This is a genomic window from Nostoc sp. KVJ3 (assembly GCF_026127265.1).
In the GTDB taxonomy this organism is placed as follows: domain Bacteria; phylum Cyanobacteriota; class Cyanobacteriia; order Cyanobacteriales; family Nostocaceae; genus Nostoc.
Map to the genome: position 1 here is coordinate 381,611 of NZ_WWFG01000003.1, position 14,766 is coordinate 396,376.

The window sequence follows — 14,766 nt, forward strand, 5'->3', positions numbered from 1 at the left end:
TTGCTGTATCTAAGTTTTGTAATTGCGAATGGGCGAAAAAGCGAATTGCGAATTGGTATTAGACCTCTCGCAAAAAGCACTTTTGCAAGAGGGGGAAAAAGGGTTCATGTTAAAGAGAAAGGGAAAGGGAACAATACAGAATTTTTTCCCATTACCCCTTCCCCCTTTACTTTTTCCCGACTTATAGAAGAAGTCTATTTTCATACATGGAATCAGCAACGCCAAACTTTTTAACCTGATTTCGCTATAAATTCATCTATATGCAACTATTACTTGCTGTTCAGTAGGCGAGAGTGAATGAAGTTGGCAATGGGAAAAACCAGCATTGCTAAACATACTTTCGTACTCTGCAAATGTATAGGCATCGCCACTAGGGGTTGTTGCTAGCATGACTAAGCTGAAAGCAGCAGCATCAGGTGGCGTAATGCGATCAGAGTTAGGAATAAACTCAAAAACGAGAACTCTTCCATCAACAACCAGCGAAGCTTTGATCTTTCTCAGTAACCGTTCACATGTTGCTACATCAAAATGATGTAAGAAGTTAGGCAGTAAAACTAGATCGTAGTCATTGCTGTAATCTACTTCAAAAGCGCTACCGACAATTGTATGGTAACGCGAACCTACTCCTTTTATCCTGGCGTTTTCTTTAGCAACCTCTAAAACAGATGCCCAATCAACACCAAAAATTTCGGCATTCGGGTTATGTTGGGCAATTGCAATACCAAACAAGCCATGACTTGCTGAAATATCCAACACTTTCAGAGGCTCTATTTTATTCTCATTCACCAACTGAGCGATTAATTGTGCGGGATTTGCCATCATTGGTGACATAGCTTTTGCAAATTGCACCCATACTGGATGTTCTGGTGATAAAGTTCCTTGGGACGATACGGCAGTTCCTCCCTTGAGGACAGCAGCAGTCAGGTCATTGAAACCGTTAGTTATCATGGGAGATAGTAAAAATTCAATTGCATCTCCCATATAAAATTTGCTTTGCCGATCCAAAAACATCGCTGAATCTGAAGTGAGCCTATAGCCTTCAGCTTCCTTTGTCATAAAGCCGATAATCACCAAATAATCGCACAATATTCGCATACCTCGTTCAGAGGTTTGACACTTTTGTGCCAATGATTGACTTGACTCAATTCCTTGACTGATGGCAGTAAAAAGATTCAATTCAACTGCGGCTTTAATTGCCGCGCTGCGTTGGTAAGCGTTAACTGTATTGAAGAATAGTCCAGGTGAGGGTGTTGACATATAATAAAGCTTTCTCAATGACGAAATATAATCAGTGCTCGCCTCTCAAATAAGTGGGTGCCATTCTAAGGCGATCGCCATTATGACATGATACCGCGCCTGTCCCCAGTGCTGAAAAATGGTCACATGAGGCAATTGTAGCTAGGTCAAATGTACGACCTGAGTTATGCAGAAATTGAAAGTCGCAGCGAATTCTCTTCAGAATCCGGGCTTCGACTTTTTGCAAGAGTGCTGGAATGATGACTCTGCTTTGCAGATTGTGATCAAGAAACTATTGGTGAAGTTTCCGCAGTGGGGGATTGCGATTGTGGATGGGGTGCTGGTTGATTGGAATGGGTGAGCTAGCGCTAATAAATCGTAGCCATACCGCCATTTCAAATTTACTAGGAGACTTCATCATTAAATGATACTGTACTGATTACGAACGCCTCGATAAAATTTTTCCTAAAAGCTTTGATTTATGAAACGATTTGTTTCGATTGCAGCTTGCTAACGCTGCGAAGCACTGTCAATCGTCAGAATTCAACATGAATTCTGACGATTGACGTATGTATTCTGTAAGAGTAAATTTTAAACTTCCTCGTAAATGTATAATTTTATTATTTAGTTATTTTTCTGATAAAAACTATGGGTATAATCCCCATGTTTGGCTTAGTAGTCTTTATTACAGGCTTGTCCCTTTACTTGCTACTGACCTCAAAAAGTCGATTTGCTCTGAAATCTGTGGTGACAAAAATAAAGCGCCAAGAGTGGAGATTCAGAGATAGCAAGCTGAACTACCTGAGATCAAGATTTTCAAAGACTATAACAATTGCTGCCATGCTTATGGCAGCAGTAATAGCTGGAAATACTGTATCAGCACAGGTGACAGGGCCACCTCTAGCTTCGCTCAAAAGCGTATCAGTTCCGCAGCCTGACAATCTAGGAGACTTCGTAAAAGATAAAGTAGCCGCGATTAAGTTAGGAAAGGCTCTGTTTTGGGATATGCAGGTTGGCAGCGATGGACAGACCTCCTGTGCTAGTTGTCACTTTCATGCTGGAGCCGACAACAGATCCAAAAATCAGATCAATCCTGGGCTTTTACGGATCAACGCCGATGGAACAGGGAATCCAGATACAGTTTTTGATTTAGGTGGCGCACCAAACTACCAGCTCAAGCCAGAAGATTTTCCCTTTCACAAGCTGTCCAGTGATTCTACGAGCGTTGTCTCTGACCGTAACGATGTCAGTTCCTCTCAGGGGGTTTTCAATACGAAGTTTGTGGCTGTGATACCTGGTAGTGCGGAAGACCAAGTAACAAACGAGCCAGATCCAGTGTTTAACGTAGGTGGCATAAATGTACGCCGCGTCGAACCGCGCAACACGCCAAGCGTGATTAATGCAGCATTCAACTTCCGCAACTTCTGGGACGGAAAGGCACAAAACATCTTTAATGGGGTGAATTCCTTTGGTTTGAGAGACCCTTACGCCTCCGTAGTCAAGGCTAAAAAACCAAATCAGCTTGAATTTGTCAAAGTCAGTTTGAATAATTCGTCTTTAGCTTCCCAAGCGATGTCCCCCCCACTGAGTTCCTTCGAGACATCTGCGGATGGTCGTACTTTTCAAGAAATTGGTGATAAGTTCGGAGGAACTAGTAAGGGTAAAAAACTCCCCCGAAAACTTGCGAAAAAGTTATTTACTCTCAGACCGCTAGGTAAACAGGTTGTGCATCGAGACGACAGCGTTTTAGGTGCAGACAGTAGATGGCCTCAGCCCGGACTTAAGGATAGAACTTACGATCCGCTGATTAAAGATGCCTTCAAACCGGAGTGGTGGAAGTCTAATCAACTCATCCAAATTGATGCTGAAGGTAGACGAACTTTTGTCAACAAGCCAGATCGCTCCTTGGAAACCAATGAGTATAGACTGATAGAGTACAACTTCTCGCTATTCTTCGGGCTTGCGATTCAATTGTACGAGTCTACACTGATTGCTGATGATACGCCCTACGATCGCTTCTTGGAAGGAAACACCAGCGCCCTCACCGAACAGCAGCAACAAGGAAACCAACTATTCAATGGCAAAGCAGGCTGCATCGGTTGCCATAGCGGATTGGAACTTACTAGTGCCTCGGTGAGCAGTATACAAAAGCAACGACTGGGAACTATAAACATCGGCAATCAAAGATTTGTTTTTGATAATGGCTTCTTCGGGATCGGTGTTAGACCTCCCCTAGAAGACCCTGGGGTTGGTGGTAAAGACCCATTTGGCAACCCGCTTTCAGAGCCGAGGATCGCGGCTTTGGGGGAATTCCCACTACTTCTTGGTTCAAACCCCAATATTACAATTACCTCCAATGACATAGTAGTTGCAGACGGAAGCTTTAAGGCTCCCGGACTACGCAACGTAGAACTCACCGCCCCTTACTTCCACAATGGTGGCTATTTGACTTTGCCGCAAGTGGTGGACTTCTATAATCGTGGTGGAGATTTCCGCCAGGCAAATGCCATCGCCCCTTTGGGACTAACTGAAGCTGAAAAAGATGACTTGGTGGCTTTCCTGAAAGGGCTTACCGATGAGCGAGTTCTCCATGAGAAAGCGCCCTTTGATCATCCACAACTGTTCGTTCCCAATGGACATCCGGGTGACTCTACACACGTTACTAATGACGGCACTGGTAAGGCTACAGATAGTCTAATGGAAATTCCTGCTGTTGGTAGGAATGGTGGTATTGGGACTCCAAATTTCTTGAACTAAGTAGCAATTTGGGTTAGTCATTCAGGTGTGGAGAGATGATGGAGATAGGAAGGGCAAAGGCATCTAAATTCTGTAATCAATGCCCTGCAAGGGTTTCAGGTTTTAATTGCCAAATTAAACAATTTGAAGGAGGCAGTTCTTGCTAGATGCAGAAGGTCTTATTCAAAAGGGGAATTCAGACCCCTCCTGAATAAAAGCCACCAAAATTTGAATTTGGTGGCTTTCTTAAACCCTTGAACCGTGCGCGTCATTCTCTGTGAGCAGGAAGCAGTATTCTTTCAGGCTCCAGCAAAAACTGCCCTCTGACTTGAAAGTGCTGAGTGCTGAGTAAAAATACCAGTCCCCAGTCCCCAATTATTCTTTCATTCAAGGCTGTGAAACTTGTTTCATCGGGACTGCCTTTCTTGATAATTGCAAAACATAAAGCAATACTTGTCGGGTTTTGGGGAATGGGGTTGCGGGAAAGGGGAAAGAAAAAACCTTTAACCTAAACCCAGTAACCTTTTCCCAAAATCCAATTCCGAGCTAAAAATCCACAAAGCGAGCAGTATTGTAAGCAATACGGTTCGGTTAAAGGGGAAAGGGGAAAGGGGAATAAAAAACCTTTAACCCTTACCCTTTTCCCTTTTCCCAAAACCCTATTCTGAGTTCAAAATGCTTATCCGAACCGTATTGGTATTGTAAGTATCTTAGTTTTCTCCAGCCTTTATACAGCATATCAGTTTTTGTCAATTCATTCTTTTGCAACCACAGCCCATAATCAATCGTACTTCTGAACGCATCTCCAAGGAGTAATTTTAGGGCTACTCTGGTTGTACGTTACCAATCAAGAGTTCTTTTTTACTGCGCTTCAACTGTTTCCAAAGCGCCTTAATCTCGTTGTAAGCATCTTCTGGGGCAAGCTTACCATTGGTTTGTAAACAGGTAATATAGCCAACTTTTTGTGTGAATTCTTGGAGATTGGCATTAAATACTAGGTTATCCGGCTTAACTTGACCGTAGTAGCGACTGCGAGGGTAAAGAAATTTGTTTTTGTCTGACTGATTAGGCTCGTTCATTAGTTCACTTGTCTCAATCAAGTTTGTATTGTATGTAGTTATCAGCATTAATTTCAAATTTATGCAAGTAGGCAAAAGTATTCGTCGAGACATTGGTTTGAAGGACAGAGACGAAATGATTAAGAAGTAAAAAGATAATCCCCATAAATAAATTGAGCGGAAGAGATTCTTTTTGCTGAAAGTCTATCGCCAGGTTGGTATCACGTTTTGAAACTCAAAACTATGCTTTGGTTTGTGAATTTGAGTGTTGACGAAATAAGCCTGTCATACTCAAACCAGTAATCAACAAACCAATTAATCCCAAACCGTTTAAAATTGGATATTTTTTTTCTAAATGGATGATTTCTAAGGTATGAATTTGCAGAATAAATTGACCTAGTTTTCGTTGGTGAAACCATTCATGGACACCAGTAAAACACATACCTGTTAGCACAGTCACAAACAAGGGCAGACATAGAATAATGGCAATCTGACGATGATATTTGCGAAAAGCTCGGTTCATAAATAATTTCTAGTTAAGTCGCTTGAAATTCTAGCATTAAAGATGCCCAAATTTGAAATAAAGCTTGTTTGTTCTTGATTTTCTACACTCCAATACCTGCCAATACTTGTCTGTCGGGTTTTTGGGAAAAGGGGAAAGGGGAAAGGGGAAAGAAAAAACCTTTACCCTTTAACCTTTACCCTTTAACCCTTTAACCTTTACCCTTTAACCTTTACCCAAAAACCAATTCCCAATTCCGAGTTAAAAATGCAAAACCTACGTAGTATTGCAATACCTGCAACTGAAAATCTGCTCTCTGCAAATAAAATTCTAGCTAAAGGTGATTTGTTCATTTTCAAATCGGACAAGACGATAAGTAAACTACCACAGCTATATTCTTTAAACAAAGTAAAATGCTATTATTTAATGAGGATTTCGATGCCCTTTGCTTGAAGAATTCATCTATCTTTAGAAAGATTTATAGTGGAACTTTTCAATACATATTTGACATATTAATGACACAGTATTGACATAGATATAAATAAAATCTTTAAAAAAGAAGAAGTGCTAGTTAATGAATTAATCTACTTACATTCATCACAATTAAGTCAAAAAATTAAGACTTCAATCTCAAAATGCTCTCAGTAGTTCACGAGAGCAAACTTGGCTATTTGGGAAATTGTTTTAACCTCTAATATGTACCCCAATCTGAAAAAGCGCATTTTGGGCTTGGCAGACTAGGAGGGCGATCGCATTTGTCTTGATATCAATTTTTATACACCGAAAAAACAGGAGTAATCGGAATGTCTACATTTACCGTCACTAATACGAACAACAGTGGTGCAGGTTCACTGCGGCAGGCAGTTCTAAATGCCAATGCCATGACAGGAAAAGATATCATCAATTTTGGGGGACTGTTTACAGATGGGCTGGCTCATACCATCAGTCTGACTGGTAGCGGTCTGAGTATCACAGATAACCTGACCATTGAAGGTACAAATCCGAACTTATTAACTATTAAGGACGATAGTGCAACACGAGTTTTTGATATTGCTAGTGGTGTAACTGCTGCAATCAATGCACTGACTGTTACCAATACATTTAATGGCTCCAATAATACTGGCACACGAGGGGTGGTGGTATTTCCAATGAAGGTACTCTTACATTAAATAACAGCATCATCACTGGCAATTCAGTAGGTCGTGTAAATCTATACTATACAGGATTATCATCATCCGACGGCGACGGTGACGGCGCTGGCATCTACAACTCTGGCACCCTCACAGTTAACTACAGTACTATTACTGGTAACAAAAGCTATGACTATTATAATAGTGAAGGTAACGGCGGCGGCATTTACAACTCTGGCATCCTCACAGTGAACTACAGTAAGATTACTGGGAACTCGGCGACAGGTGATAGTTACCGCGATTTTGGTGAAGTAGGTGGTGGCATCTGCAACTCTGGCACTCTCACACTAAAAGGGGATAATATTAGCAACAATGACTCATCTTCGGGCGGCGGTATTTGCAACATTCGTAATAACAGTCTCACGGTAAGTAATAACAGTCTCACAGTAAGTAACAGCATCATCAACGGCAACACTGCTATCAGCGGCGGCGGCATTGCAATTTATGATAATGGCAATCTCACGGTAAGTAACAGCATCATCAACGGCAACACTGGTGGCGGCATTTTAAGTTTTGGCAACGTCACAGTGAACTACAGCATCATCAATGGCAACACTGCTATCAGCGGCGGCGGCGGCGGCATTGAGGGTGCTGGCAACGTCACAGTGAACTACAGCACCATCAACGGCAACACTGCTAACACTACCGACCCTAGTTATGGGAATCACGGTGAAGGTGGTGGCATCTTCAATTCTGCAAATTCCACTGTCACCGTAAAATATAGTAGTATTAGTGGCAATACGGCAGGTACAGCCGGGGGTGGTATTTATAATGAAGGCGTTTTAAACGTGAGTGATAGCAGCATTAGTGGCAATCAGGCACACTTTGGCGGTGGCATTTACAATGCTGGCATCTTAACAGTAGGCAACAGCATTATCAGACACAATAAAGCTTTCGGGATCGAACTCAGTTCTGGTAAATTCGAGTCTGGCAAGGGTGGCGGGATTTACAACTCTGACTCTAGCTATGCCACTGCCACATTAGACTACAGTACCGTCGCTTGTAACTTTGACACACCCGAAGAGGATTCAAATAAGTTTATCAAGCTTGATAATCTCGTAGGTAAATTCATAAACATTGGTTCAGTCGTGAGAGTTTAAGTATTTACTTTGATATTTTTTACAAAGCGATTAAAAATTATCACCAAGCTAATCAATAGCTTGGTGATAATTCGTTCATTAGCAATTCTTTGTTCCATTGCTGATAATAGTTTTAGAGGTAATTATTCAAGAGGTTGATTGTGGTCTTTGCTCAAACCAGTCCCCCAGATGTAATAAAAACTAGCCTGACGTTAGACGAGTACCGGGCTATGGAAGAAACAAACCCTGAACGCCATGAATACCGTAACGGAGAGATTATTACTATGTCGGGAGGTTCGGAATCTCATAGCGCGATCGCCAGCAACTTCTTAATAACTCTAGGGTTTTTATTGAGAGACACCGATTTTCGTTTGTATAATAGCGACTTGCGAGTTTGGATTCCCGAATATCAGTGTGGGACTTATACCGATTTGATGGTTGTTAATGGCGAACCAGAGTTCAATGGCAATCGCAATGATGAAATTCTCAATCCAATGCTTATTGTCGAAGTTCTATCGCCCTCAACTGAAGCTTATGATCGAGGGGACAAGTTCAGAAAATATCGCTCGATTGCTAGCTTTTGTGAATATCTGCTTGTGAGCCAAACTGAACCCTACATTGAACAGTATCATAACTTGGATCGTAACAGTAACGATCGCTGGCTATGGCAAGTTCACTCTCACCTTGAGCGGATGATTATGTTGCACAGTTTAAATGTAGAAATTCCCCTGAGTGAAATCTATCGTCGGATTAATTTTTAAGTGTTGCTAAAGCTTCTAGAAATTGCGCTCACCGAGACGAGCGGAAAAGGGATATATTTTTTCCAAGTGAGCCTATTATGATGCTCATCTAACATTGGAGGCAAGTGATACCTCCGGTAAGCTTCTCGAAGAGACGCTGCGCGAACGCTAACGCAGAACGAAAGAATGAGCATTAAAAGCTCGTATCGGCAAGATTATAAATATAAGGACAGCAACAATGGAAACATTAAAGAATTATCAATTGATAGTGAAAACGGGTAAAACTACGACAGAAAAAGCTTTAGAATTGTTTAACACCCTTGAACCCGTAGATTTAGGCTTTATGTATGGTCGTTGGCAAGGGTCTGGACTGCATACAAATCATCCGATGGATGGTTTATTGGAAATTTCCAATTGGTATGGTAAGGAATTTATAGATTCTGAAAATATTCATCCGTTATTATTTTTAGATGGTCAGGGAAAAATTTACCAGGTTGCGCCTAACCCCACTTTAATGAACTGGGTTTTAAAATTGCCGATCCCTAAAAATAATTCTCTCAAACCATTGCTGATTTCAATTAATTCTTTACTTAAGACCGATAAAAGTCAAGCCAGACTGCGGATGATGGAGTATAGAGGAAAAGTGACTGCTACAATGATTTATGATTATTTGCCAATCAATGATTCTTTCAGAAAAGTAGATGAAAATACTGTGTTAGGAATTATGGATTATAAAAACATACTTCAACCTTTCTTTTTTATTCTCAAGCGATGCCTTTAAAACAGTTATCAGTTATCAGTTATCAGTCAGCAACGGCGTATGGTGGGGGTAAAAGTTGCCTCACCAACACATTTAACCTGTACAAAGAGCATAAGCTACAGATTTTTTGAATGGGCAATAAAAGCAAGATTCTTTCATGATATTGATGTGATAAGTTTATAGATTCCCCAGTGAAATAGATAACTGGGGAATCTTTATTATTTACTCTGCATTGATGTAATCGGTTGGATCTAAGTAATCCGGTGAGAACCCGTCTGCATCACTATGATAAATTGGCTCTATATAATCCAGTACAGATTCATCGGCAATAATCTCTGTCCTTGTGCTAAGTGACGTAATTTGAGTGTCCATTTCTGGAATATCAATTCCTAACCGTTCGCATATTTCTCTTATTTTTAGGTATTGAGGATGTATTTGCTCATCAATATAAGAATGATGTCCATACCCCTCTGATTCCCAAGAACTAACAATTATTTTCGCCATATTCACTCATTATTTTAATTTTCAATGATAAAAAACTACCACAAAACTACTATTAAATAAGCTTTGTGGTAATTCGTTTACAAATGTCGCCAGAAGTTCTTACTGATAGTCTTGAGACTGACAACTGCTGTTTCTGTTGTTGCTTCAGGGGCATGACCAACAGCCACCGCAGCAACTTGTGGTGCAGGTGTCGCTAACAGGGAATTGAGTAATCCCATTTGATAATCAACATCTTCTACTGAGCGATATACCCTGTATGGTTCAATTTGCATACCCAAAGGTGTTGGGACAATCTTCAGATATTGATTTAGGGCATTGATATAAGCAACTGAAAAGTTTTTCTGCTCTACATAAGGACGAATAATTTCTAGTAATTCAATCGCTCTATTGATTTCAGAAACTTCACAATTACTGTCGATTTGTGACTGACTTCTTCTGTAGCCTTTCATCATCTTTTCGGCTACTAGATTGTTGAATTTGCTAACGGCTCTTTGATAATTACCTAATGTGTGGACTTTAGTCTGTGCTTGATAGCCGACTCTGCCCCACTGCACTGTTAAATTACCATCTTCGACTTTGGCCGCCCAGAATTTATTGCTGTTCTGGATAGCATCAACAAAGACTAAATAGATTTCCATATTTTTACCCTGTCAATTTCCTAACTTTAGGGCATTGCCCTATCTGAGATAGATATACTGAACGCGATCGCTACGAACTTAAAAGAGTGATCGCCCCATAGAATCAGGAGACAATCGCTTTTTCATCAGTTCATATTCCGAAACTTAGCAGCACGCAAGGATTGAGTTTTCGCTGCAACCACAGGACTACTAGCCTGTCGTGCGGTAGCCGCCCAGGATTGCATTCGTTCGACTGCCGCCGCATCCTGAATTGCAAGCGGGGTAATCGTTTGACGACAGGCTTCGAGGTCAGCAAGTGTTACCTGCTGCGGTCTATCCTCATCGAATGCCAGCAGAGCAGCTTCCGAAGCAAGGGTTTCCAGTTCCGCCCCTGAAAACTTTGCAGTATTGGCAGCGATCGCTTCGAGGTACTCCGATTCCAGGTGAATGCCAAAACGTTGTAGATGAATCCCCAAAATCTGTACACGCTCTGGCTCTGTGGGCAGATCAACAAAGAAAGCCTCATCAAACCTACCTTTGCGCTTAAACTCACTTGGTAGTGCTGATGGATCATTGCAAGTAGCTACAATAAATACCCCAGCAGTACACTCACTCATGAACGTAAGCAAAGTTCCAAGAATCCTTTGACTAACACCACTTGTATCGCCCTGACCCGAAAGCGCCTTTTCCACCTCATCAATAAACAAGACACAAGGTGCGATCGCTTCTGCTGTTTTCAATGCACGTTTAACATTACCTTCGGATTCGCCAACAAGTGAACCTAGAAGGGACGCAATGTCGAGTTGTAAGAGTGGTAGATTGAGTATATTAGCGATGTTTTTGGCGCAGTGACTTTTACCTGTTCCGGGTGGGCCAGCTAGCAACACACCTTTGGGTTGGGGTAAGCTAAGACTTCGTGCCTCTTGTGTGAATAGTCGCCGCCGCCTCATCAACCACTCGCGCAGTAGATCCAAACCGCCAAAAGGAATGGTAGCTGGCTTACCCAACTCGATACCCATTTGAGACAGTAGCCGAGTTTTGTACTCGACGGCTTTGGGGATGAAATCAGCGCCAACGACGACACCATCATTAGTTAAGTTTTCTTTGACTGTTAACCGAAGGAAGTCGCTAATCTCCTCCAGGGTTAATCCCAGGGCAGCACGAGAAAGAGTTTCAAATTCAGCATTTTCTAGCGTTACAGTAAAAGTCAATTCCTGTTCAATAGCAGACTGTTGTAAGTCATGCAAATAAGAAGTGATATGCTCAAGTATTTGGTCAATACTAGGTAAAGGGACTTCACAATAAGGAATCAATCTGAGTAAGGATTCGTGTAATTGTATGTTCTGACCCAACAAGACAATGCGTTTATCTGTGGGTTTTAACCTGTGGTAAAGGTTTTTTACCTTGCTTAAAATCTCCCAACTCAATTGGGGTGAGTTCTTAGCAATAAAGGGGTGAATATCTCCGAGGATAAATACACCATTTCCACTAAAGTTAGCAATGTAGTCGAATACAAATAGTAGTGGATCAGCGTGTGGAGGTCTTTTGTACTCTGCAACTGGCTTAAAGACCAATCCCCCATCTGCTGCGATTAAACATTGCTCTAAGGTTGATACTCCCAGATTCCAGAAGAATATTGGACTTGATAGCTTGCTAGATGCCTCTGTAGTCAACCACTGAATAATCGTCGCTTCATCGGGCGACAGAACATCAACCGCAGCAATGGGTATTTGTGAATCGAGTGTGGAGAGAAGATTTGAGAGTTTCATGTCAATTATTCAAATATTTCACTTATGAAATGGCGAAGCCTTTATGATCAGCAGTTACCAGCCGAGTTAAGACTGGTAACTGATGACTGATTTTTGAATTCAAAATTCAAAATTCAAAATTCAAAATGAAGAATAGAATAATTAATTAATTCTGGGTACAAGCCCCCACTGATTCTTGGAATCAGTGGTCTACAATCAGTGGCAGGTTTCAAGCCCCCACTGATTGTCTTTAATTTTGAATTGATAATTTTGAATTTTGAATTCCCCGAAGGGGTTGACTGATTACTGACGTAAACGTGTTTGGCTGCTGTTCGTAGCCCGAAGCTGTTGGGTTTGGGCTTCATTTTTAAATGTGCGATCGCTCTCGCTGACAACTCCAAGTGCTTCTTCAAATGGTTGCGTAGCTCCAAGACAACTTAGCCCCTCAAATCCCTCAGCCTCCACTCGAACTTCACCTGTAGCACTGTCAAAATGAATCAGTATTGAGCGTTCCATATTTATCTCCTCACGTACTGTTGAACGGGAGCAATGCGATTTTGTTAGGCGACTCAAAAAAAGTGCGATCGCTAAAAATTATATTTAGGTACAAGGTGATTTTATTTGCAAATAAAATACTGGTTTGCACAAAAATTCATCTTGATGAAATATCTCAAAAAGATTAATAGCACGTCATTTGACGATTTTTTATAAAAATATCTGCAATCAGTCTTTTATACTTAGTATGAATTATGCCAAAAAGTAAATTAAAGGGAAGATTAAAGTATAAAATTTATCAAGCAGCTTGGGGTTTGATAAAGGAATTAAAGATAGAACCACAAAAATTATCCCAACTTCTAGCTATCCATTGACAACGCAGATGTAACATAATTTCTGCATTTTCTTTCAACCAAAATTTACTGTTACCCTTGATTCTTAAATTTACAACTTGGCGGATTAAACTCTCAATTGCACCACTGCCAACAGGTAGTTTTTTATTTATTGCTTTATCATAATTTAAACGCCCTTTACGATAAGCATCTAAAATATAATTCCGCTTAACTACCATAATCTTACAGCGTTCTCCAGTAGCTACAGCAATTAACTCATCCATCTGGCTGATTAAGGATTTAGCATTACCTTTTTTCAAAATCTTTCTGGCTTTTATAAACCATTCTTTAGACTGTACTTCCTCATTAAAAGCCGCGTCTGCAAATGCTTTTATATTTTCCGTAACATGATAAAAATCGAATAGCTGATAAGTTTCAACTGGGCATCCTAATCTTGCCAAAAGTGGGGGAATATGTATCCAGATCCACTCCGCTCCATCCCCGATTAATAAGACTTGTTTTGCTTGACTAATTCCCAAGTCAACTAAATCCGCTTCTAAAATCTCCAAAAGTGCTTTATATCCTTCATAAGTGCCATCATTCGTAATAGGAATTTCAGAATTATTTATTTTTTTACCTTGCTCATCAACAACATAAATTGTGAATAACTTTGGCTCAACCCATTTGCCGGTAAACCCGTGTCGCTTGGTTTTGGAATTTTTTCTCCCCTTTTTATTAATTCGGATTCGACTCCGACCACCATCTACGGCAATGACAACTCTTTGGTCTTTCAGAATATTACCTTCAGCTAAATTCCCTAATTGGCGATTTAAGATTTTAGATTGACGTAAGTTGATCCCAATTTGACCGAATTTATATGTTAAACGTTCAATTCGTTTTAAACTAAGGTTAATTCCCCAACCCGTCAAAGTTGTACAGGCGGCTTCAAATGAGCTAGTGATTGCACCATATTGGGCAACAGTTGACCATACCAAAGGGGTTAATCCTTCTGACATTCCTAACCACATTAAAAATGGGCAAAATCCTTCGCACAAAGATTGATTTTCATCCTTTTTTTTTGATAGTTACTACATACGGTAATTTTAAAGTAACAAGTACATTCCCAATTGTTAATATTTGTCGAGTCCGAAAACCATGTCTTTGGGTTTTGGGATGCCACCAGCCTTGAGTTTGAGTTTTTGCTGTATCGAGAACTGATTGAGATTGGGAAAGATTATATAAAAATAAGGCAATACATTGACCCGCTAGAATAAGCGCTGAATCTCTAATTTTTTGTTCTCTTTCTTTTAATACTTGCCCATCCCAAACAATAACATTAGTCAATTCTAAAAGTTTAGTAATCTGAGCTTCAAAGTCTTTCAATGATTTCACTAAATCTAAAGTTGCATCTATATTTTTTTCCATCAAGGTAGGCATTTCCTGTCTCAAAAGCATTGCTAAAAGGGAATTCTACCTTTTTCGCATCCACAAAAAAATAGCACTCCAAACTGATGTTACGGATGCTGTTCATTATTAGAACGTTTTACGTATTAATACTAGCTAATATTGTAATAAATATATTTTTATACTGAAAAAGATGATTAGCGATCGCACTTTTTTTGAGTCGCCTAACAAAATCGCATTGCTCCCGTAAATCCTGGGGACAGGCTCAGTCAATGCGTAGCGTCTCGCAGAGAAGGCGCGGCAGCACTGTGGCATACACAACACACCCGTCCAGAATTAGATCGGCATCGCAAAGACTGTTTAAA

Annotated in this window: 13 protein-coding genes and 1 pseudogene; 6 read left to right on the forward strand and 8 right to left on the reverse strand. The window is 40.6% G+C overall.

Features of this window, described 5'->3' with window-relative positions; translation table 11 throughout:
• Positions 1–252 precede the first annotated feature (252 nt).
• A complete protein-coding gene (locus GTQ43_RS33060) occupies positions 253–1,257 on the reverse strand; it encodes a methyltransferase (RefSeq protein WP_265276957.1) in 1,005 nt (334 codons plus the stop codon).
• Positions 1,258–1,423: 166 nt separating this feature from the next.
• Here GTQ43_RS33060 and GTQ43_RS33065 point away from each other — a divergent pair, with 166 nt between their 5' ends.
• Entirely contained in the window at positions 1,424–1,597 is a 174-nt protein-coding gene (locus GTQ43_RS33065; RefSeq protein WP_265276958.1) for a hypothetical protein, read from the forward strand.
• 287 nt (positions 1,598–1,884) lie between these two features.
• A complete protein-coding gene (locus tag GTQ43_RS33070; protein ID WP_414859166.1) occupies positions 1,885–3,993 on the forward strand; it encodes a cytochrome-c peroxidase in 2,109 nt (702 codons plus the stop codon).
• Positions 3,994–4,796: 803 nt separating this feature from the next.
• On the opposite strand, the gene GTQ43_RS33075 is transcribed toward GTQ43_RS33070, so the two are convergent.
• Entirely contained in the window at positions 4,797–5,051 is a 255-nt protein-coding gene (locus tag GTQ43_RS33075; protein ID WP_265276960.1) for a hypothetical protein, read from the reverse strand.
• Positions 5,052–5,271: 220 nt separating this feature from the next.
• A complete protein-coding gene (locus GTQ43_RS33080; RefSeq protein WP_265276961.1) occupies positions 5,272–5,553 on the reverse strand; it encodes a peptidase in 282 nt (93 codons plus the stop codon).
• A 782-nt stretch (positions 5,554–6,335) separates the two neighbouring features.
• On the opposite strand from GTQ43_RS33080, the gene GTQ43_RS33085 reads away from it, so the two are divergent.
• The 4 genes from GTQ43_RS33085 to GTQ43_RS33100 all read left to right on the forward strand — a co-directional run bounded on the left by GTQ43_RS33085 (position 6,336) and on the right by GTQ43_RS33100 (position 9,322).
• Positions 6,336–6,701: a hypothetical protein gene (locus tag GTQ43_RS33085; RefSeq protein WP_265276962.1), complete on the forward strand. Its 366-nt coding sequence runs from the start codon at positions 6,336–6,338 to the stop codon at positions 6,699–6,701.
• 209 nt (positions 6,702–6,910) lie between these two features.
• The gene (locus tag GTQ43_RS33090; RefSeq protein ID WP_265276963.1) at positions 6,911–7,822 is read left to right on the forward strand and encodes a hypothetical protein; all 912 of its coding nucleotides are present in this window, start codon (positions 6,911–6,913) and stop codon (positions 7,820–7,822) included.
• Positions 7,823–7,962: 140 nt separating this feature from the next.
• Positions 7,963–8,562, forward strand: a complete 600-nt coding sequence (locus tag GTQ43_RS33095) for a Uma2 family endonuclease (protein ID WP_265276964.1) — start codon at positions 7,963–7,965, stop codon at positions 8,560–8,562.
• Between the two features lie 217 nt (positions 8,563–8,779).
• A complete protein-coding gene (locus GTQ43_RS33100) occupies positions 8,780–9,322 on the forward strand; it encodes a DUF4334 domain-containing protein (RefSeq protein ID WP_265276965.1) in 543 nt (180 codons plus the stop codon).
• 201 nt (positions 9,323–9,523) lie between these two features.
• Here the strand turns inward: GTQ43_RS33100 and GTQ43_RS33105 are convergent, their stop codons facing one another.
• From GTQ43_RS33105 to GTQ43_RS33125, 5 genes and pseudogenes are all read right to left on the reverse strand, one after another.
• A complete protein-coding gene (locus tag GTQ43_RS33105; RefSeq protein WP_265276967.1) occupies positions 9,524–9,805 on the reverse strand; it encodes a hypothetical protein in 282 nt (93 codons plus the stop codon).
• A 77-nt stretch (positions 9,806–9,882) separates the two neighbouring features.
• Positions 9,883–10,443 carry a WGR domain-containing protein gene (locus GTQ43_RS33110; RefSeq protein WP_265276968.1) on the reverse strand — a complete coding sequence of 187 codons (561 nt, stop codon included), beginning with the start codon at positions 10,441–10,443 and terminating at the stop codon, positions 9,883–9,885.
• 125 nt (positions 10,444–10,568) lie between these two features.
• Positions 10,569–12,191: an AAA family ATPase gene (locus GTQ43_RS33115; RefSeq protein WP_265276969.1), complete on the reverse strand. Its 1,623-nt coding sequence runs from the start codon at positions 12,189–12,191 to the stop codon at positions 10,569–10,571.
• A gap of 282 nt (positions 12,192–12,473) precedes the next feature.
• Positions 12,474–12,686: a DUF2997 domain-containing protein gene (locus tag GTQ43_RS33120; RefSeq protein WP_265276970.1), complete on the reverse strand. Its 213-nt coding sequence runs from the start codon at positions 12,684–12,686 to the stop codon at positions 12,474–12,476.
• 277 nt (positions 12,687–12,963) lie between these two features.
• A pseudogene (locus GTQ43_RS33125) lies at positions 12,964–14,422 on the reverse strand (ISLre2 family transposase).
• Positions 14,423–14,766: the final 344 nt, after the last annotated feature.

Excerpts from the sequence above, each read along its gene's own strand:
- GTQ43_RS33060 (WP_265276957.1), bottom strand. The coding sequence starts at position 1,257 with ATGTCAACACCCTCACCTGGACTATTCTTCAATACAGTTAACGCTTAC.
- GTQ43_RS33065 (WP_265276958.1), top strand. The coding sequence starts at position 1,424 with ATGCAGAAATTGAAAGTCGCAGCGAATTCTCTTCAGAATCCGGGCTTC.
- GTQ43_RS33070 (WP_414859166.1), top strand. The coding sequence starts at position 1,885 with ATGGGTATAATCCCCATGTTTGGCTTAGTAGTCTTTATTACAGGCTTG.
- GTQ43_RS33075 (WP_265276960.1), bottom strand. The coding sequence starts at position 5,051 with ATGAACGAGCCTAATCAGTCAGACAAAAACAAATTTCTTTACCCTCGC.
- GTQ43_RS33080 (WP_265276961.1), bottom strand. The coding sequence starts at position 5,553 with ATGAACCGAGCTTTTCGCAAATATCATCGTCAGATTGCCATTATTCTA.
- GTQ43_RS33085 (WP_265276962.1), top strand. The coding sequence starts at position 6,336 with ATGTCTACATTTACCGTCACTAATACGAACAACAGTGGTGCAGGTTCA.
- GTQ43_RS33100 (WP_265276965.1), top strand. The coding sequence starts at position 8,780 with ATGGAAACATTAAAGAATTATCAATTGATAGTGAAAACGGGTAAAACT.
- GTQ43_RS33105 (WP_265276967.1), bottom strand. The coding sequence starts at position 9,805 with ATGGCGAAAATAATTGTTAGTTCTTGGGAATCAGAGGGGTATGGACAT.
- GTQ43_RS33110 (WP_265276968.1), bottom strand. The coding sequence starts at position 10,443 with ATGGAAATCTATTTAGTCTTTGTTGATGCTATCCAGAACAGCAATAAA.
- GTQ43_RS33115 (WP_265276969.1), bottom strand. The coding sequence starts at position 12,191 with ATGAAACTCTCAAATCTTCTCTCCACACTCGATTCACAAATACCCATT.
- GTQ43_RS33120 (WP_265276970.1), bottom strand. The coding sequence starts at position 12,686 with ATGGAACGCTCAATACTGATTCATTTTGACAGTGCTACAGGTGAAGTT.